Here is a 19,157-nt window from a genome sequence, read left to right on the forward strand (position 1 = left end):
CCGGAGAGCCGAGGGACCGGGATCGGATCGGCCGTGGAGGAGTCATGACGGCAACCACCCGAGAGAACACCCCCGTCGCCATGGAAGGCGGCGGCGTGGAGCTGCGCATGAAGGAGGCCGGGGGCGGCATGACCGCCGCCTTCGTCCACCTTCCCGCCGGTACCGACATGGCACCGGCGTTCAAGGGCCTGGAAGGCGACCTGTGCCAGTGTCCCCACTGGGGGTACCTGCTGAAGGGTCGGATCAGGATGCGGACCGCCTCCGGCGAGGAGGTCTACGAGGCCGGGCAGGCCTACTACTGGGCCCCCGGCCATGCCCCCGAGGCCCTGGAGGACGTCGACGTCGTGGAGTTCTCGCCGACCGACGACTTCAACGCGGTGGTCGCCCACGTGAAGGCGAACATGGGCTGAACCACGGCAGGCCGGGTACGGCGAAGGGCCCGGCACCGAATGGTTTCCGATGCCGGGCCCTTCGTACGACCAGAGGTCAGAGCTTCTCGATCACGTAGTCGATGCAGGCCGTCAGGGCCCGCACGTCCGCCGGGTCGATCGCCGGGAACATCGCGACCCGCAGCTGGTTGCGGCCCAGCTTGCGGTACGGCTCGGTGTCCACGATCCCGTTGGCGCGCAGCACCTTCGCGACCGCCGCCGCGTCGACCTCGTCCGCGAAGTCGATCGTGCCGATGACCTGCGAGCGCTTCGCCGCGTCCGTCACGAACGCCGACGCGTACTTGGACTCCTCGGCCCAGCCGTACAGCGCGTCCGAGGACTCCTTCGTCCGGGCCACGGCCCAGTCGAGACCGCCCTGGCCGTTGATCCACTTCAGCTGCTCGTTGAGCAGGAAGAGGGTCGAAAGGGCAGGGGTGTTGTACGTCTGGTTCTTCAGCGAGTTGTCGATCGCCGTCGGCAGCGAGAAGAACTCGGGGATGTGCCGGCCCGACGCGTGGACGCGGGCGGCGCGCTCCAGGGCGGCCGGGGAGAAGGCCGCGAGCCACAGGCCGCCCTCGGCGGCGAAGGACTTCTGCGGGGCGAAGTAGTAGACGTCCGTCTCGGTGATGTCGACGGGCAGACCGCCCGCGCCCGAGGTCGCGTCGACCAGGACGAGCGCGCCCTCGTCGGCACCGGCGACCCGCTTGATCGGGGCGGCGACACCGGTGGAGGTCTCGTTGTGGGTGTACGCGTAGACGTCGACGCCCGCCTCGGCCACCGGCTCCGGGTGCGTGCCCGGGTCGGAGGAGATCACGGTCGGCTCGGCAAGCCAGGGAGCCAGCTTGGCGGCCTTCGCGAACTTGGAGGAGAACTCGCCGAAGGTGAGGTGCTGCGACTTGTTCTCGATCAGACCGTGGGTCGCGATGTCCCAGAAGGCGGTGGAGCCGCCGTTGCCCAGGATCACCTCGTAGCCCTCGGGCAGCGAGAAGAGGTCACTGATGCCGGTACGCACTTCGCCGACCAGGTTCTTGACCGGAGCCTGGCGGTGGGACGTACCGAGGAGAGAGGTGCCGGTCGCGGCCAGGGCGTCCAGCGCCTCCGTACGCACCTTGGAGGGGCCCGCGCCGAAACGGCCGTCGGCGGGCTTGATGTCAGCGGGAATCTGGATCTCAGCCACGAGGCGGAGAGTATCGGGTCGGGAAGGCGCCGGTCGCGGGATGTCCGCCGGATGAGACGAGGACTGAGACATCCTGGCGTTGTGGGAACACACGAGGATCACGCGCCCGAGCTCGCCGCCGACCTGCGCGCCGCCGTCGCCGGAGAGGTCGATTTCTCCGTCACCGCGAGGGCCCTGACGACGATGGACGCCTCCAACTACCGCCGTGTGCCGGTCGGTACGGTCGCGCCGCGCGACGCGGCCGACGTCGCGGCGGTCCTGGAGGTGTGCCGGGCGCACGGGACGCCGGTCGTCGCGCGCGGCGGCGGCACGTCCATCGGAGGCCAGGCCACGGGCACGGGCGTGGTGCTCGACCTCACACGGCACATGGCCGGGCTGGTCTCCCTGGACCCGGAGGAGCGGACGGCAGTGGTCCGGCCGGGGCTGATCCTCGACCGGCTGCGGGACGCGGCGCGGCCGTACGGGCTGACCTTCGGCCCCGATCCGTCGACGCACAGCCGCTGCACGCTCGGCGGCATGATCGGCAACAACGCGTGCGGGGCGCACTCGGTCGCCTGGGGGACCACCGCGGACAACATGCGCTCGCTGGATGTGGTGACGTACCGGGGAGACATGTTGACGCTGGGCCGTGACGGGCGGGGCGCGCCCCCTGGCCTCCTCGACCTCGTCGACCGTCACCTCGCCCTGCTGCGGACCGGTTACCCGGAGGGCCTTCCGCGCCGGATCTCCGGCTACGCCCTCGACGCGCTGCTGCCGGAGCGGGGCGTGGACGTGGTCCGCTCCTTCTGCGGGAGCGAGGGCACGCTCGGGGTGGTGACGGAGGCGACGGTCCGGCTCGTGCCGCTGCCGGCCGACCCGGTTCTCGTCGTCCTGGGCTACCCGGACGAGAGCGCGGCGGCGGAGGCGGCGGCCGGGCTGCTTCCGTGCAACCCGCTGACGGTGGAGGGGATGGCGGCCGACCTGGTGCGCGGTGGTGCGGAGGGGCTGCCCCGGGGCGGGGCGTGGCTGTTCGTGGAGATGGACGGGGAGGGGGCGGCGCGGGGGCTCGTCCGGGCGGCGGACGCCCTCGACGCGGCCGTCGTGCGGGATCCGGCCGGGCAGCGGGCGCTCTGGCGGATCCGGGAGGACGCGGCGGGGACGGCGACGCGGATGGCTGATGGGAGGGAGGCCTGGCCGGGGTGGGAGGACTGTGCGGTGCCGCCGGCCCGGCTGGGCGCGTACCTGCGTGAATTCCGCGCCCTGTTGGGGGAGTTCGGGCTGCGGGGGGTGCCGTACGGGCACTTCGGGGACGGCTGTGTACACGTCCGGATCGACTTCGACCTGTGGACCGGGAAGGGGGTACGGGACTTCCGCCGCTTCTCGGAGGCGGTGGCGGACCTCGTGGTCGCCCACGGCGGCTCGCTCTCCGGCGAGCACGGCGACGGGCAGGCGCGGGCGGAGCTGCTGCCGAGGATGTACGGGGACGAGCTCGTCGGCCTGTTCGGCGCGGTGAAGGACGTGTGGGACCCGGACGGGGGTCTGAACCCGGGGATGCTGGTCCGTCCGAAGCCGCTGGATTCCGGGCTGCGCTTCGAGGGGCTGCCGCTGGTGGGTCTCGGGCGGGAGGCCGCGAGGTGCGTGGGAGTCGCCAAGTGTCGTGTGGGCGAGCCGAGTTCGGGTCCTGGGGTGATGTGTCCTTCCTACCGGGCGACGGGGGAGGAGAAGCACTCCACGCGGGGGCGGGCGCGGCTGCTGCACGAGATGGCGCTCGGCGAGGTGATCACCGACGGCTGGCGCTCGGAGGAGGTCCGGGAGGCGCTGGACCTGTGCCTGTCCTGCAAGGGGTGCCGCAGCGACTGCCCGGTGGGCGTCGACATGGCCGCGTACAAGGCGGAGTTCCTGGACCGCCACTACGCGGGCCCGACCGGTTGGTGGCGGCGGCCGCGCTCGCACTGGACGATGGGCGGTCTGCCCCGGTGGCTCGACCTGTTCGGGCGGGCGGTGAACGTGGCGACCGGGCTGCCGTTCGCGGCGCGGCTGGCGGGGGTGACGCCGGAGCGGTCGATGCCGCGGGTGGCGGACCGGACGTTCGTGTCCTGGTTCGGCGAGCGCGGCTCACGCCGCCCGGCGGATCTGACGCTGTGGCCCGACACCTTCACCAACCACCTGGCACCGGAGGTGGGCCGCGCGGCGGTGCGGGTCCTTGAGGACGCGGGCCTCGGGGTGACGCTGCCGGCGGGGCGGGTGTGCTGCGGGTTGACGTATGTGTCGACGGGGAGGCTGGGGGCGGCGCGGAAGGTGATGCGGGGGATGCTGGACGTGATCGGGGCCGGGGCCGGGGCCGATGGTGATGCCGGTGTCGGTGTCGGTGTCGAGACCGGGGCCGTCGTCGTCCTCGAACCCTCCTGCGCGGCGACTCTCAGGGCCGACCTGCCCGAGCTGCTGCCGGACGATCCCCGGGCCGCGCGTCTCGCGGCCTCCGTCCTCACCTTCGCGGAGGCGCTGGAGACCCTGGCGCCCGACTGGATCCCGCCCCGGCTCGACCGGCCGGTGACCGGCCAGACCCACTGCCACCAGCACGCGGTGCTGGGCGAGACCGCCGACCGTCGACTCCGCGAACGCGCGGGTCTCACCGGGGCGTTGGTGGGAGGCTGCTGCGGTCTCGCGGGCAACTTCGGCTTCGAACCGGGTCATTACGAGGTCTCGGTGGCCTGCGCGGAGGACCAGCTCCTGCCGGCACTCCGTGCGGCACCGGAAGGGACGGCCGTCCTGGCGGACGGCTTCTCCTGTCGTACCCAGATCGCCGACCTGACGGACCGGCGGGCCCGCCACCTGGCGGAGCTGCTGGCGGAGGGCCTGGATGCCACGGCGGTCACTTGAGACGTTCCTTCGGGGGCGTGCAGGTCGATGCCGTCGAGGGCGGTCTTGTCGCCGTAGGACTGCGCAGCCCGTTCGCGGAGATGGCCAGGTTGGTCATGGGGAGTGCTCCTTCAGGGACTAGTGCTCTGACCGCATACCTTCGCCGGGTTGGGCGGGTGTGGGGCCATTAATGCCAGCGTCCTGGCCGAGGCATCCGCCTATGCTCGGCTCGTGCAGCCGCTTTCCGACCGCAGCAATCCGTTGATCACGGCGTTCCCAGCCGAGCTTGCAAGCGATGCCGAGGCAGTCCTGGCGGTGATGCCTGATTCTCGGCTCCAGCCGCATGCCTCGTTCTCGGTCGCTGTCGAGGGCCAGCCGGTTTTGATCCCCGGGCGCCTCTACAACGACGAGCCGCCAACTGACAGGGTGGCGTCGCTTTCGTCGCGCCAACAACAGCTTCTGCACTGCCTGTACTCAAGGCACTGCGACGGCATGGTCAGGCAGCGCCACCTGGAGAAGGTCGTTGGTTCCACGGACCCATGGGTCGTCCCCTTCGTCGTGCAGCTGGTTGGCGAGTACGTCTTGGAGATCCTGGTCGTCATCTGCGATGAGCTCCGTGATCTCGCCACGCCCGGCACCTGCGGCCACCTCGCTTACGGGCAGTTCATCGTGGACAACCCTGCTTTCTTCGCGCGCACTCAACGGCGGGTCGTGAGCTACTGGAGCTGCTACTACCGGGGCACCTACGCGAGTTTTCGGGGCTACCCGGGGTGCACGATTCTTGACCTCCTACGGTCCGCTGCCTCCGACAGGGCGGGACATTCCTGGCCCAACCTCGCTCCAGCCGGCGCCAGGGTGGACGGCCACTGCTAGGACTCGGCCGGGCAAGGTCGCCGGACTGGTCAGGCGGCATCGGCGAGGGGACGTCCGCCCCAACGGATGCCCTTCTCGCTGCGGATGCGAGCGCGCTCGCGGCGCTGGGCTGCCAGCACGTCGGGGTGACGGGCATTCGCGTTGCGCCAGCGCAGATAGGCGTGCAGGGCCCGGGTCTGCACGGTGTGGTTGCGGTGGTTGCGGTGGTTGCGGTGGTTGCGGTGGTTGCGGTGGTTGGAGTTGGCGATGGTGAACTGCCGCAGCGGCCCGAAGTGCGCCTCGATGGGGTTGGCCCAGGACGCGTATGTCGGCGTGAAGCACAGCTCGACACGGTTCTTCTTCGCCCAGCGGCGGATCGTCTCGCCCTTGCGGGCGGACAGGTTGTCCAGGATGACGTAGATGGGGGCGTCGTCCGGTCGGGCGGCCCGGACCGATCTGAGCGCGGCCAGCGTGTTCGCGGCGCCCTTCTTCCGGCGGTTGACGCCCCAGAGCGTGTCGTCACCGACCGAATAGCAGCCGTGGAAGTACCTGACGCCATGCGTGCGGTGGTAGGTCGCCGGGTGCCGCTCGGGGTGACTGGCGGGGGCCCAGCCCGCACCGCCGGTGGGGCGGATGCCGAGCGGGCCGAACTCGTCGAACGCGAAGACCCGGTCCGGGAAGCGGTCCAGGACCTCCTCGATCCGGTCCAGCTTTGCCTCGCGGTCGGGGTCCGGGGACTCCTTCCACGTCTTGGTGCGCTGGAAGGTGATGCCGCGGCGGGCGAGCAAACGGCGTAACGCCTCGCGGCCGATGCGGATGACCCGCCCATGAACTTTCCGCAAGTGGGCCAGCAGTTTGCGGATGGACCAGCGAGTGAAGGGCTGGCCGAGCTTGGTCGGGCGGGTGGTGGCCGTCTGGACGACGAAGTCCTCGTCGTCAGGACTGAGCAGGCGGGGACGGCCTCCCGCCCACCGAGGGTCCAGACAGGCCAGGCCGATCTCGTTGAACCGGTGGATCACGTCCCGGACGGTGTCCTCATCGGCCTGCACCAGCTGGGCGATCACCGGCACCCGGTTCCCACCGGCCGACGCCAGCAGCATCGTCGCGCGTCGGAAGCGGACCGAACTGGTGCTGCCCCGGCGCACGATCTGCTGCAGCTTCTGCCCCTCCTGGTCGGTCAACCTGCGCACGCGGACAGGCTCAGCCACCGCACCCCCCAGCACTCGGATCGGACGTCACGCAACATCCAACCGCCCCGACCACCAACCCGGCGAACCAATGTGGTCAGAGCACTAGAGGCTGCGGGCGGTGATGTCGCCGTGGGCGGTGGTGGCGTGGATGGTGAGGGCGGCGTCGGGGCCGTCGGTGTTGTTGAGGGCGTTGTCGATGCGGCCGTGGGTGGTGGCGGCGTTGAGGGAGGCGGAGACGCCGCGGGCGGCGCCGATCGTCAGGTTCCCGGCCGCGGTGGTCAGGGTGACCGTGCCGGTGTGGGCCTCGGTGATGTGGATGTCGCCCTGCTGGGTGCTGATCTCGGCCGCGCCGCCCAGGCGGCCGACGGTGATGCCACCGGCCTGCAGGGTCAGACGGGCGCTCGCGGTCTCGTCCAGCTTGACCGTGCCCTGGGCGCCTTCGAAGGTGACGTCGCCCAGGCGTCCGACGCCCCGGAGTTCGGCGGCGGCCGTCTTGGCCTCGACGCGGGAGCCGGCCGGGAGCTGGACGGTGACCTCGACGGAGCCGGAGTTGCCCAGGACCCGGTTCTTCGCCGGTGCGGCGCCGATCCGCAGGACGCCGTCGGTGTAGTCGACCGTGACCTGCTCGGCGGCCTTCACGTCGCTGCTCTTCGCGGCGTCGGCCGGGAGGACCTCGACGGTGGCGTCGGTGCGGTCGGCGGCGATGAGCCGGATCCGGCCGGCGGGGATGTCGAGGACGGTGGCGATCGCGGCGGTGGTGGCGAACTTCTGCATGGTGTGTCTCCCTGAAGCGTTTCGCTGCTTGTTTCTGACAACGCAAACGCTACGTTGCGTTCAAGGATCGAGCAACATGCTCGTTGCGTGCAATCCCAGTAATTGCAGGTCGGAGCAGGGATTTCATTGCAATCGTTATGACGCGTAACGCAACAACCCTACTCTGTCCGTTGCAATGAAGTGAAGGTGAACGCTATAGTGGGGCAACAGGCACTACGTAAGGAGGCCGCGATGCCGGGAGGCAGGCTCACGCAGCAGGAACGCCAGCAGATCGGGCTGGGGCTGGCCGACGGGCTCGCCTACGCCGAGATCGCCAGGCGCCTCGACCGCCCCACCTCGACGATCACGCGCGAGGTGATGCGCAACGGCGGCCCCACCGGCTACCGCGCCGACCTGGCCCACCGCGCCACCGAACGCCGCGCCCACCGGCGCCGGCAGGCCACGCCCCGGGGGGCGGAGGCACTCCCGCAGGCGTACGGACGCGACCCGGAGGCCGTGCGCGAGTTCGAGGAAGTCCTCACCACCGTCTACATGGCGTCGGGCATGCCCAAGATGATGGCCGGGGTGATGGCCTGTCTCTGCATCAGCGACACGGGCAGTCTCACCGCGGCCGAACTCGTCCAGCGCCTCCAGGTCAGCCCGGCGTCCGTCTCCAAGGCGATCACGTTCCTCGAAAGCCAGGGCCTCGCCCGCCGGGAGCCGGGCGAGGGCCGCCGCGAGCGCTACGTCGTCGACGACGACATCTGGTACCAGTCGATGATGGCCAGTGCCCGGTCCACCGCGCAGATCGTCGCGACCGCGCGGCAGGGCGTCGGTGTCCTCGGCCCCGGCACCCCGGCGGGCGCCCGTCTGGAGAACATCGCCCGCTTCCTCGACTTCGTCAGCGAGAGCATCGCCCGCGCCGCGGAACAGGCCCGCGAGATCCTCCACGCGAAGGTCGAGGCGCCCGCCCCGGACGCCGAAGAACCGTCCGTCACCGAGACCCCTTAGCCTCTGCTGGTCCGCCCGACCCCGGGCGGTTCGAGGAGGGATGTTCATGCGACGGCGGGGAGCGGGCGGCGGGCTGGGAGTCGCGGCCCGGGTACTGGTGCCACTCGGGCTGGTCCTGGCGCTGGGAGGCATCGGGTACTTCTTCGTGACGTACCGAGGCGTCACCGTCATGGGCGAGGGGATGGAGCCCACGTACCACCGGGGCGAGCGGCTGGTCGTCGAGCGCGTCGACGCGGGCGAGCTGCGCAGGGGGGACGTCGTGCTCTTCCACGTGCCCGGTCGCTACGGGGGCGCACCGGTCCTGCAGCGGGTCATCGGGACGGGTGGTGATCGCGTGGTGTGCGACGGGGACCGGATCACGGTGAACGGTGTACCGGTCGACGAGCCGTATGTGATGCGCGGCGAGGTGAACCCGGGGACCGGGCCGTATGACGTGCGGGTGCCGGACGGGCGGTTGTTCCTGCTGGGCGATCACCGGGGGAACTCGCACGACTCGCGGTTCTTCCTCGGCGAGCAGTCGGGCAGTGTCGCGGCCTCCGGGGTGATCGGGCGGGCGCAGGAGGGTTTCGCCGCACCGGCGGCGTGGGGGGCGCTCGGGGTCCTCGGGATCGTGGTGACCCTGGTCGGGACCGGTCTGGGGATCGGGGCGTACGCGGCCGGGCGGAGCGCCCGGCGGTCGCTCGCGGCCGTGCCGCCGTGGCCCATGGCCTGAGACGGTCCGGGGCCGCGTCCCGATCACGTACGGGCCCTCCGCGAGGAGGAGAGGCGTTCAGTTCCCGCTGACGATCTCGCGGGCCATCGCCACCAGCGCGCTCGTCGCCGGGTGGGGGAAGGCGTCGCGCCAGGCGAGGACCACCGGCAGCGGGGGTGCGTCGGTCAGCGGGCGGTAGGCGACGCCCGGGTGCGGGTGGAGGGCCGCCGTGGAGGCGGACGAGACGCCGATGCCCCGGCCGGCGGCGATCGCGGTGAGCCAGTCGTCGGTGTTGGCCACGGTCAGGGTGGCCACCGGGCGGGCCGTGGTGGACCAGAGCGCGAGCGTGGTCGTACCGGAGACGGTGTTGAGGACGACCGTCTCGTCGGCGAGCTCCCCGAGGGTGAGCCGCGGCAGCGCGGCGAGCGGGCTGTCGGTGGGCAGCGCGGCGACCCGTTCCTCCGTGGCGAGCTCCTCCGTGACCAGGCCCGGCGCGTCGACCGGGCCCCTGAGCAGGGCCGCGTCGACCTCGCCCCGGCCGAGGCCGGCCGTGCGGTCGTCGATGCGGAGGAGTTCGAGCGGGGTCTCGGGGTACTGGCGCTGCCAGCGTCGGAGCAGGGGAGTGGTGTACGGGCCGAAGGCCGACCAGGCGTGCCCGAGGCGCAGGGGGCGGTGGCGCAGTCTCGCCGGGTCGACGGCGGCGTCGAAGGCGGCGAGGGCCGCGGCGGCCCGGTCCTGGAAGGCGCGGCCCTCCGCGGTGAGGGCGAGGTGGTGGGTGGACCGGTCGACGAGCCGGGCGCCGAGGTGCTGTTCCAGGGCGGCGAGCGTGCGGGAGACGGCCGGCTGGGTGAGGTGGAGCCGGGCGGCCGCCCTGGTCAGGCTGGATTCCTCGGCGATGGCGAGGAAACAGCGGAGGTGGCGCAGCTCGATGCTCATGTCTTCGGAGCATAACCGCAGCACAATCGGCATTTCCGGTGCCGCGCGGGGACTCGTAGCGTGGACGGGGAAACGTGGCGACAGCCGCGCGGTGGGTGCATTATTCTGGACTGGGGGTCCAGTGGAGTGAACCATTGATCAGGTAGTGGTAGCGAAGAGGAGCAGCCGGTGAACAGTCCGGTCAAGGATGTGGCACCGGTCGCCGTCGGCGTCGAGCCCCAGGGGGGTCCCTCGCGGGGGGCGTCCGGAGGAGCGTCACCCGGGACGTCCGCGAGGGCGGCCCAGGGGTTTTCCGCGAAGGGGCGGGCGGGCCGACACCTCGGCCCCGTCGCCCTCGTCGTCGCGGGCGGGCTCTCCGTACAGTTCGGCTCGGCCGTCGCGGTGCTCCTCATGCCCCGCGCGGGAGCCCTCGGCGTCGTCACCCTGCGGCTCGTGCTCGCCGCCGTCGTCCTGCTGGCCGTCTGCCGGCCCAAGGTCCGCGGCTACAGCCGCGCCGACTGGGGCACGGTCCTCGCCTTCGGCGCCGCCATGGCCGGGATGAACATCCTCTTCTACCAGGCGGCCGACCGGATCCCGCTGGGCGCCGCCGTGACCCTGGAGGTCCTCGGCCCGCTGATCCTCTCGGTGGTCGCCTCGCGCCGGCTGTCGAACCTCCTCTGGGCCGGGCTCGCCCTCGGGGGCGTCGTCCTGCTCAGCGGGGGCGGCTTCGACCGGCTCGACCCGGTCGGTGCCGCGTTCGCGCTCGCCGCGGGCGGGATGTGGGCCGCGTACATCGTCTTCAGCGCGCGGACCGGGCGGCGCTTCCCGCAGGCCGACGGGCTCGCGCTCGCGATGGCCTTCGGGGCGGTCCTCAGCCTGCCGCTCGGCATCGCGGAGGCGGGCGACAGGCTCCTCGTACCGTCGACGGTCCTGCTCGGCCTCGGGGTCGCGCTGCTGTCCTCGGTCCTGCCGTACACCCTCGAACTCATCGCCCTGCGCCGGCTGCCCGCGCCGACCTTCGCGATCCTGATGAGCCTCGAACCGGCCATCGCGGCGGCGGCGGGCTTCCTCATCCTCAGCCAGGCGCTGTCCGTCACCGACGCCCTCGCGATCGCGCTCGTCATAGCGGCGAGCATGGGCGCGGTCCGCACCCAGGTCCGCGCGGCCCGGCGCGCCGGGCAGGGCACGGTCTGACCTCTTCGGGCCGCAGGGTCGTCTCCCGGGGGCGTCTCCCGGGGCCCTCTCCCGGGGGCGTCTCCCTACACTGGCGGGCATGGCATGCCGCATCAGTGAACTGATCATCGAGAGTGCCGACGCCGAACGTCTCGCCGCGTTCTGGAGCGAGGTCCTCGGCTACGTCGAACTGGGCCGGGAGAGCGACGGAAGCATCGAGATCGGGCCGCCCGACACCGGCTTCGGCGGCCCGCAGCCCACCCTCGTCCTCAGCCCCAACAGCGCCCCACGGACCGGGAAGCTCCGGCTGCACATCGACGTGAACCCCACCGACCGCGACCAGGACGCCGAGCTGGAGCGGCTGCTCGCCCTCGGCGCCAGGCCCGCCGACGTCGGCCAGACCGGCACCGAGAACTGGCACGTCCTGGTCGACCCGGAGGGCAACGAGTTCTGCCTCCTGCGCAAGCGGCTCGACCCCCTCTGAGCGCCTCACCCACCCGCTCCCGGCATGCCTAGGGTCCGGTCATGATCGCCGCCCTGCAATGCCTCGTGATCGACTGCCCCGCGCCCCGCGAGCTCGCCGCGTTCTACCGCGCGGTGCTCGGCGGGGAGGTCGACCGGCCCGACCCCCGCTGGTCCCTCGACGGCGCCTGGTCCACCCTGCACGCCCCCGGCGGGCTCGTCCTCTGCTTCCAGGGCGTCGCCGACCACCGCCCGCCGACGTGGCCGGACCCCGAGCGGCCCCAGCAGTTCCACCTGGACTTCGGCGTCCCGGACCTGGACGCCGCCCACGAGCAGGTCCTCGCCCAGGGCGCGACCGTCCTGGACGAGGGCGACGGCCGACGGAGCTGGCGGGTGTACGCCGACCCCGCCGGGCACCCGTTCTGCCTGGTCGGACACTGAGCCGACGACTCCCGCAGGCCCGTGGCCGGATCCGTTCGATCTTTGGCTTCGGGCCTGTTTCAGGCGTCCTCGGCCTCCCCGGAGGATGAGGTCTGTTGCCGGACCGACGAGGAGGGGAGCCGATCATGGCCCTGGAGATGCGAGACCGCTGCGAGCGCTGCGAGACGGCGACCCTGACCGTGGACGGGCCCGCCCGGATCTGCACGTACGAATGCAGCTTCTGCGTCCCGTGCGCCGACGCCATGAACGACATCTGCCCCAACTGCGGGGGCGAACTCGTCCCCCGCCCCCGCCGCGCCCCCTAGGGGGTCGCGCCGGTTCCTTGCCGCCGGGGATTCCGTGTGTCGCGGGCGTATCGAAAATCGCATACGCCACCGCAACGGTCTCCCGTCTTCAATGGGCGCATGGACCACCGCGCATCCCTGTCACCGCCGGCCCGCCGCACGCGCCGGACCGTGCTTCTCGGCCTGGCGATCCTCGGCGTGGCGAGCGCCCTGTTCGTCGTGCGGGGGCCGCTCATGATGTCCGCTCCGAGGTGCCTGGCCGGGCGGTGGCACGGCTGCCTCGACACGTTCAACGGCGTGGTGCTCATGACACTGGTCGCGCTGCCGCTGTCGGTGGCGGTCGTGTGGGCTCTGGCGCGCCGACGGCGTGCCGCCGGTGTCGCGTCGGCGTGGCGGATGTCGCTGGCCGAGGTGGGCATGGTCCACGGGACGGTGCCGTTCCTGTGGATGACCATGATGCCGGGCGCCGGTGCCGGGATCGTCCCCGGCCGGGTGAGCCTGATACCCCTGGTGGACCTGGTGACGATGGGGCCGGTCGGGACCGTCGGCAACCTGCTGGTCTTCGCGACGCTGGGGTTCTTCGCCCCGATGCGGTTCGCGGCGCTGGCGTCCGTGCCGCGGATCCTGGCCCTCGGGGCGGGCTGCTCGGTCCTGGTCGAGGTCGCGCAGTACGTCCTGCGGCTGGACCGGGTGTCCTCCGTGGACGACGTACTGGTCAACGCCGCGGGCGCCGGGCTGGCCGCACTGGCCTCGCGCCGCTGGTGGCGCACCACGGCGGAAGCGCCGACGGACCGGGTTCGCCCCGAGCGGGAACCGGGCCCGGCACCGGCACCGGCACCGGAACCGGAACCGGAACAGGCACCGGCCCGATGAGCCAGTTGTCCGGCTGCATACGTCGGCGATACGCCGTGCTGCCTAGGCTTCGGACATGCGCGTACTGATCGTGGAGGACGAGCCCTACCTGGCCGAAGCCGTCCGTGACGGTCTACGCCTTGAGGCGATCGCCGCCGACATCGCCGGCGACGGCGACTCCGCCCTGGAACTGCTCGGCGTCAACTCCTACGACATCGCGGTCCTCGACCGCGACATCCCCGGCCCCTCCGGCGACGAGGTCGCCCGGCACATCGTCGCCTCCGGCAGCGGCATCCCGATCCTCATGCTCACCGCTGCCGACCGGATCGACGACAAGGCGTCCGGGTTCGAGCTCGGCGCCGACGACTACCTCACCAAACCGTTCGAGCTGCGGGAGCTCGTCCTGCGGCTGCGGGCGCTCGACCGCAGACGCGCCCACGCCCGGCCCCCGGTCCGCGAGATCGCGGGCCTGCGGCTCGACCCCTTCCGCCGCGAGGTCTTCCGCGACGGACGCTACGTCGCGCTCACCCGCAAACAGTTCGGCGTGCTGGAAGTCCTCGTCGCGGCCGAGGGCGGGGTCGTCAGCGCCGAAGAGCTGCTGGAACGGGCCTGGGACGAGAACGCCGACCCCCTCACCAACGCCGTGCGCATCACCGTCTCCGCACTGCGCAAGAGGCTCGGCGAACCCTGGGCCATCGCCACGGTGCCGGGCGTCGGCTACCGGATCGACACCGGTACGGACGCGGGTGCGGACGCCGGCACGGACGCCCGTACGGACTCTGCTGTGGACGCCGGTACCGCCACCACCGCCCCCGGCGAGGACACCACCGCCCCCGGCCGTACACATGCCTAGACGCCCAGGCCTCAGCGCCCGACTGAAACTCACCCTCAGCTACGCCGGATTCCTCGCCGTCGCCGGAGCTCTCCTGCTCGCCGTGGTGTGGGTGTTCGTGCTGCGCTACGTCCCCGACAACTCCCAGGGCCTTCTCGGGGTCTCGCCGAACCGCTACCTCCTCGTGCGCACCTTCGCCCCCGCCGCGGCCGCGGCGATGGTCTTCCTGCTCGTGTTCGGGCTCCTCGGGGGATGGATCCTCGCCGGCCGGATGCTCGCACCCCTCACGCGGATCACGGATGCGGCGCGGACGGCCGGGACCGGGTCGTTGTCCCACCGGATCCGTATGAAGGGCCGCCAGGACGAGTTCCGTGAACTCTCCGACGCGTTCGACGCGATGCTGGAACGACTCGAGTCCCACGTCGCCGAGCAGCAGCGGTTCGCCGCCAACGCCTCCCACGAGCTGCGCACCCCGCTGGCGATCTCGCGGACGCTCCTCGACGTCGCCCGCAAGGACCCCACAAAGGACCGGGGCGAACTCGTCGAACGCCTCCAGGCGGTCAACACGCGGGCGATCGACCTCACCGAGGCCCTCCTGCTGCTCAGCCGCGGGGACCGCGGAAGCTTCACCCGCGAGAGCGTGGACCTCTCCCTCCTCGCCGAAGAGGCCGCGGAAACGCTGCTTCCCTTCGCCGAGGAGCGCCGGATCACGCTCGACGTGACCGGCGGGGCGGCCTGGGCCGGCGGTTCCGCGGAGCTCCTGCTGCGAATGGTGACGAACCTCGTCCAGAACGCCGTCGTCCACAACCTCCCCGCCGACGGCACCGTGACGGTCCACACCGAGGCGCACGGCGACGCGAGCGTGCTGCGGGTCGAGAACACGGGCCGCCTGCTCCCACCGGAACTGGTGCCGACCCTCACCGAACCCTTCCGGCGCGGAACGGAACGCGTACGCACCGACGAGCACGCCGGCGTCGGCCTCGGCCTGGCCATCGTGCACAGCATCGTCCGTGCCCACGGCGGGACCCTCGACCTGTCCCCCCGCCCCACCGGCGGCCTCCGCGTCACGGTCCACCTCCCCGCCGCCTCTTTTCAAAGCAAGCATGCTTGATTGTTTTCCGGTTCGCTGCCATGCTCCGGGACACGCCGCCGTGCCGTCGTGTCCCGAGGGGAGCGCCCCATGTCCGATCCCGCCGTCGTCCTCGACGACCTGCGCGAGGAGAGCGAAGAACTCGACGTCCTCGTACGTGAGTTGAGCGAGGAGCAGTGGGGTGCGCCGACCCCCGCGCCCGGCTGGACCATCGCCCATCAGATCGCCCACCTCGCCTGGACCGACCGGGCCGCCCTCCTCGCCGCGACCGACCCCGAGGCCTTCGCCGTCGAGGCGGGGAAGGCCCTCGCCGCCCCGGACCGGTTCGTCGACGAGGGCGCGGAGGAGGGGGCGAAGCTGCCGCCCGCCGAGCTTCTCGCCGGCTGGCGCGCCGGCCGCGAGCACCTCCAGGAGGCGCTGCGCGCGGTCCCGCCGGGTGCGCGTTTCCCCTGGTACGGGCCGCCCATGAGCGCCCCGGCCATGGCCACCGCCCGGCTGATGGAGACCTGGGCGCACGCCCAGGACGTCGCCGACACCCTCGGAGTGGTCCGCACGCCGACCGCCCGGCTCCGGCACGTCGCCTGGATCGGCGTCCGCGCCCGCGACTACGCCTTCCTGGTGCGGGGGATCCCGGCACCCGCCGAGCCGTTCCGGGTGGAACTCGTCGGAGTGGGAGGGGAGTCGTGGGCGTACGGGCCCGAGGGCGCCGCCCAGGTCGTCACCGGCCCGGCTCTCGACTTCTGCCTCCTCGTCACCCAGCGCGTCCACCGCGACGACACCGCCCTCGTCGCACACGGCCCCGACGCCGAGCGCTGGCTCGCCATCGCCCAGGCCTTCGCCGGGCCGGCGGGCACCGGCCGCACTCCCGAGGGGGCGTAGTGGTCCTCCGCATCGGCAACGCCTCCGGCTTCTACGGCGACCGTTTCGACGCCGTCCGCGAGATGCTCACCGGCGGCGAACTCGACGTCCTCACCGGCGACTACCTCGCCGAACTGACCATGCTGATCCTCGGCCGCGACCAGCTCAAGGACCCGGCCGCCGGATACGCGAAGACCTTCCTGCGCCAGATGGAGGAGGGCCTCGGCCTCGCCCACGAGCGCGGGGTCCGGATCGTCACCAACGCGGGAGGCCTGAACCCCGCCGGGCTCGCGGACGCCCTGACCGCCCTCGCCGCGAAGCTCGGCCTGCCGACCCGGATCGCCCACGTCGACGGCGACCGACTCCCGCCGCGGGACGGCGTGTTGACGGCCAACGCCTACCTCGGCGGGGCCGGCATCGCCGCCTGTCTGGCGGCCGGAGCCGACGTCGTCGTCACCGGCCGGGTCACCGACGCCGCCCTCGTCACCGGGCCCGCGCAGTGGCACTTCGGCTGGGGCCCCGAGGAGTACGACAAGCTCGCCGGCGCCGTCGTCGCCGGTCACGTCCTGGAGTGCGGCACCCAGGCCACCGGCGGCAACTACGCCTTCTTCGCCGCACACGACCCGGCCGTCCTCCGCCGCCCCGGCTTCCCGCTCGCCGAGCTCCACGCCGACGGCAGCGCCGTCATCACCAAGCACCCCGGTACGGGCGGCCTCGTCGACGTCGGCACGGTCACGGCCCAGCTGCTGTACGAGACGGCCGGCGCCCGCTACCCCGGCCCCGATGTGACCGCCCGGCTCGACACCGTACGGCTCGGCCAGGAAGGCCCCGACCGGGTCCGGATCCAGGGGGTGACGGGCGAGGCGCCGCCGCCCACCCTCAAGGTCGGGCTCAACACGCTCGGCGGCTTCCGCAACGAGGTCGTCTTCGTCCTCACCGGACTCGACATCGACGCCAAGGCCCGACTGGTCCGCGACCAGATCGAGGACGCCTTCGTGAGCGCCGACTCCCGCCCCGCCGAGGTCCGTTGGGAGCTCGCCCGCACCGACCGCGAGGACGCCCCCACGGAGGAGACCGCGAGCGCCCTGCTCCGCCTCGTCGTCCGCGACCCCTCCCCGGAGGCCGTCGGCCGCACCCTCACGGGCGCCGCGATCGAACTCGCCCTCGCGAGCTACCCCGGCTTCCACGTCACCGCACCCCCCGGCAGGGGCGCCCCCTATGGCGTCTTCACCACCGCGTACGTCCCCGCCGCCGAGGTCCCGCACACGGCCGTACTCCCGGACGGGACCCGCGTCCCCGTCCCCGTACCGCCCCGCACGACGGAGGAACCGGCACCCCTGCCCGACCCGGAGCTTCCGCCGCCGCTCCCGTACGACTCCACCCGCCGCGCCCCCCTCGGCCGGATCGCCGGAGCCCGCAGCGGCGACAAGGGCGGCGACGCCAACGTCGGCGTCTGGGCCCGTACGGAGGAGGAGTGGCGCTGGCTCGCGCACACGCTCACCGTGGAGAAGTTCCGCGAACTCCTGCCGGAGACCGCCGACTTGACCGTCGTACGGCATGTCCTTCCCCGCCTCCGGTCCCTCAACTTCACCGTCGCCGGAATCCTCGGCGAAGGCGTCGCCTCCCAGGCCCGCTTCGACCCCCAGGCCAAGGCCCTCGGCGAGTGGCTCCGCTCCCGGCACCTGGACATACCGGAGGTACTGCTGTGACCGTCCTCGCCTCCGCCCTCGACACCGGCGGACCCGAGTACCGAGACAACCGCTCCTCGATGCTGGACAGGCTCGGCGCCCTGGAAGCCGAGCACGCCAAGGCCCTCGCGGGAGGCGGCGAGAAGTACACGGCCCGGCACCGCAAGCGCGGCAAACTCCTGGCCCGCGAGCGCATCGAGCTGCTCGTCGACCCCGACTCGCCGTTCCTCGAACTGTCCCCGCTCGCCGCCTGGGGCAGCGACTACCAGGTGGGCGCGTCGCTCGTCACCGGCATCGGGGTCGTCGAGGGCGTCGAGTGCCTGATCACGGCCAACGACCCCACCGTGCGCGGCGGCGCCTCCAACCCGTGGACGCTGAAGAAGGCCCTGCGGGCCAACGAGATCGCGTTCGCCAACCGGCTGCCCGTCGTCTCGCTCGTCGAGTCCGGCGGCGCCGACCTCCCCTCCCAGAAGGAGATCTTCATCCCCGGCGGGGCGCTCTTCCGCGACCTCACCCGCCTCTCCGCCGCCGGTATCCCCACCGTCGCGGTCGTCTTCGGCAACTCGACGGCCGGCGGCGCCTACGTCCCCGGCATGTCCGACCACACCGTGATGATCAAGGAGCGGTCGAAGGTCTTCCTCGGCGGCCCGCCGCTCGTGAAGATGGCGACGGGGGAGGAGAGCGACGACGAGTCCCTCGGCGGCGCCGAGATGCACGCCAGGACGTCCGGTCTCGCCGACCACTACGCCGTCGACGAGGCCGACGCGATCCGCCAGGCCCGCCGGATCATCGCCCGCCTCAACCACCGCAAGGCGCACGCCGATCCGACGCTCGCGGCGCCCCCCAAGTACGACGAGGACGAACTCCTCGGGATCGTCCCCGGCGACCTCAAGACGCCCTTCGACCCGCGCGAGGTGATCGCCAGGATCGTCGACGGCTCCGACTTCGACGAGTTCAAGCCGCTGTACGGGCCGTCGCTCACGACCGGGTGGGCGAGCCTGCACGGCTACCCCGTCGGCATCCTCGCCAACGCGCAGGGCGTCCTCTTCAGCGCCGAGTCGCAGAAGGCCGCGCAGTTCATCCAGCTCGCCAACCAGCGCGACATCCCGCTCCTCTTCCTCCACAACACCACCGGCTACATGGTCGGCAAGGAGTACGAGCAGGGCGGCATCATCAAGCACGGCGCGATGATGATCAACGCGGTCGCGAACTCGCGCGTCCCGCACCTCTCGGTGCTGATGGGCGCCTCGTACGGCGCCGGGCACTACGGCATGTGCGGCCGGGCGTACGATCCCCGCTTCCTCTTCGCCTGGCCGAGCGCGAAGTCCGCCGTCATGGGCCCGCAGCAGCTCGCCGGCGTCCTGTCGATCGTGGCGCGCGCGAGCGCGGCGGCGAAGGGACAGCCGTACGACGACGACGCCGACGCGGGGCTCCGCGCCCTCGTCGAGGCACAGATCGAGTCGGAGTCCCTCCCGATGTTCCTCTCGGGGCGGCTGTACGACGACGGGGTCATCGACCCCCGCGACACGCGCACGGTCCTCGGGCTGTGCCTGTCCGCGATCCACACGGCACCGGTCGAGGGCGCGCGCGGCGGCTTCGGCGTCTTCCGGATGTGAGGCCCT

Annotated in this window: 19 protein-coding genes; 15 read left to right on the forward strand and 4 right to left on the reverse strand. The window is 72.2% G+C overall.

From position 1 onward, the window contains the following. The first annotated feature begins 44 nt into the window (after positions 1–44). Positions 45–410 (forward strand): hypothetical protein, encoded by a 366-nt coding sequence (locus OG580_RS20455; protein WP_267045120.1) that lies wholly within the window; start codon positions 45–47, stop codon positions 408–410. 76 nt (positions 411–486) lie between these two features. On the opposite strand, the gene serC is transcribed toward OG580_RS20455, so the two are convergent. After that, positions 487–1,605 carry a phosphoserine transaminase gene (gene serC / locus OG580_RS20460; RefSeq protein WP_267045121.1) on the reverse strand — a complete coding sequence of 373 codons (1,119 nt, stop codon included), beginning with the start codon at positions 1,603–1,605 and terminating at the stop codon, positions 487–489. 51 nt (positions 1,606–1,656) lie between these two features. Between serC and OG580_RS20465 the strand changes: the two genes are divergently transcribed. After that, complete coding sequence (locus OG580_RS20465; RefSeq protein ID WP_267045122.1) at positions 1,657–4,464, forward strand: FAD-binding and (Fe-S)-binding domain-containing protein; 2,808 nt, start codon at positions 1,657–1,659, stop codon at positions 4,462–4,464. A gap of 210 nt (positions 4,465–4,674) precedes the next feature. Beyond that, complete coding sequence (locus OG580_RS20470) at positions 4,675–5,316, forward strand: hypothetical protein (RefSeq protein WP_267045123.1); 642 nt, start codon at positions 4,675–4,677, stop codon at positions 5,314–5,316. A 29-nt stretch (positions 5,317–5,345) separates the two neighbouring features. Here the strand turns inward: OG580_RS20470 and OG580_RS20475 are convergent, their stop codons facing one another. Together OG580_RS20475 and OG580_RS20480 are read right to left on the reverse strand one after the other, a co-directional pair. Continuing rightward, positions 5,346–6,503 (reverse strand): IS630 family transposase, encoded by a 1,158-nt coding sequence (locus OG580_RS20475; RefSeq protein ID WP_323182584.1) that lies wholly within the window; start codon positions 6,501–6,503, stop codon positions 5,346–5,348. A gap of 84 nt (positions 6,504–6,587) precedes the next feature. Continuing rightward, positions 6,588–7,259, reverse strand: coding sequence for a DUF4097 family beta strand repeat-containing protein (locus tag OG580_RS20480; protein WP_267045125.1), 672 nt, complete (start codon positions 7,257–7,259; stop codon positions 6,588–6,590). 231 nt (positions 7,260–7,490) lie between these two features. Here OG580_RS20480 and OG580_RS20485 point away from each other — a divergent pair, with 231 nt between their 5' ends. Both OG580_RS20485 and lepB read left to right on the forward strand, forming a co-directional pair. Next, the gene (locus OG580_RS20485; RefSeq protein WP_267045126.1) at positions 7,491–8,249 is read left to right on the forward strand and encodes a helix-turn-helix domain-containing protein; all 759 of its coding nucleotides are present in this window, start codon (positions 7,491–7,493) and stop codon (positions 8,247–8,249) included. 46 nt (positions 8,250–8,295) lie between these two features. Continuing rightward, complete coding sequence (gene lepB / locus OG580_RS20490) at positions 8,296–8,961, forward strand: signal peptidase I (RefSeq protein ID WP_267045127.1); 666 nt, start codon at positions 8,296–8,298, stop codon at positions 8,959–8,961. Positions 8,962–9,018: 57 nt separating this feature from the next. On the opposite strand, the gene OG580_RS20495 is transcribed toward lepB, so the two are convergent. Further along, on the reverse strand, positions 9,019–9,876 hold the full coding sequence (locus OG580_RS20495; RefSeq protein ID WP_267045128.1) for a LysR family transcriptional regulator: 858 nt from the start codon (positions 9,874–9,876) through the stop codon (positions 9,019–9,021). 168 nt (positions 9,877–10,044) lie between these two features. Between OG580_RS20495 and OG580_RS20500 the strand changes: the two genes are divergently transcribed. The 10 genes from OG580_RS20500 to OG580_RS20545 all read left to right on the forward strand — a co-directional run bounded on the left by OG580_RS20500 (position 10,045) and on the right by OG580_RS20545 (position 19,151). Next, a complete protein-coding gene (locus OG580_RS20500; RefSeq protein ID WP_267045129.1) occupies positions 10,045–11,049 on the forward strand; it encodes a DMT family transporter in 1,005 nt (334 codons plus the stop codon). A 79-nt stretch (positions 11,050–11,128) separates the two neighbouring features. Continuing rightward, positions 11,129–11,512: a VOC family protein gene (locus OG580_RS20505; protein WP_267045130.1), complete on the forward strand. Its 384-nt coding sequence runs from the start codon at positions 11,129–11,131 to the stop codon at positions 11,510–11,512. Positions 11,513–11,553: 41 nt separating this feature from the next. Continuing rightward, complete coding sequence (locus OG580_RS20510; protein ID WP_267045131.1) at positions 11,554–11,931, forward strand: VOC family protein; 378 nt, start codon at positions 11,554–11,556, stop codon at positions 11,929–11,931. Between the two features lie 125 nt (positions 11,932–12,056). Next, on the forward strand, positions 12,057–12,236 hold the full coding sequence (locus OG580_RS20515; protein ID WP_267045132.1) for a DUF1272 domain-containing protein: 180 nt from the start codon (positions 12,057–12,059) through the stop codon (positions 12,234–12,236). 99 nt (positions 12,237–12,335) lie between these two features. Beyond that, on the forward strand, positions 12,336–13,088 hold the full coding sequence (locus tag OG580_RS20520; protein WP_267045133.1) for a VanZ family protein: 753 nt from the start codon (positions 12,336–12,338) through the stop codon (positions 13,086–13,088). Positions 13,089–13,143: 55 nt separating this feature from the next. Continuing rightward, the gene (locus OG580_RS20525; RefSeq protein ID WP_267045134.1) at positions 13,144–13,920 is read left to right on the forward strand and encodes a response regulator transcription factor; all 777 of its coding nucleotides are present in this window, start codon (positions 13,144–13,146) and stop codon (positions 13,918–13,920) included. Next, positions 13,913–15,010 carry a HAMP domain-containing sensor histidine kinase gene (locus tag OG580_RS20530; protein WP_267045135.1) on the forward strand — a complete coding sequence of 366 codons (1,098 nt, stop codon included), beginning with the start codon at positions 13,913–13,915 and terminating at the stop codon, positions 15,008–15,010. Before OG580_RS20525 ends, OG580_RS20530 begins: the two co-directional genes overlap by 8 nt. Positions 15,011–15,079: 69 nt before the next feature. Continuing rightward, on the forward strand, positions 15,080–15,868 hold the full coding sequence (locus tag OG580_RS20535) for a TIGR03084 family metal-binding protein (RefSeq protein WP_267045136.1): 789 nt from the start codon (positions 15,080–15,082) through the stop codon (positions 15,866–15,868). After that, complete coding sequence (locus OG580_RS20540; RefSeq protein ID WP_267045137.1) at positions 15,868–17,556, forward strand: acyclic terpene utilization AtuA family protein; 1,689 nt, start codon at positions 15,868–15,870, stop codon at positions 17,554–17,556. Before OG580_RS20535 ends, OG580_RS20540 begins: the two co-directional genes overlap by 1 nt. Next, the gene (locus OG580_RS20545; protein ID WP_267045138.1) at positions 17,553–19,151 is read left to right on the forward strand and encodes an acyl-CoA carboxylase subunit beta; all 1,599 of its coding nucleotides are present in this window, start codon (positions 17,553–17,555) and stop codon (positions 19,149–19,151) included. Before OG580_RS20540 ends, OG580_RS20545 begins: the two co-directional genes overlap by 4 nt. Positions 19,152–19,157: the final 6 nt, after the last annotated feature.

Origin of the sequence: Streptomyces sp. NBC_00094 (assembly GCF_026343125.1) — a bacterium.
Classification (GTDB): domain Bacteria; phylum Actinomycetota; class Actinomycetes; order Streptomycetales; family Streptomycetaceae; genus Streptomyces.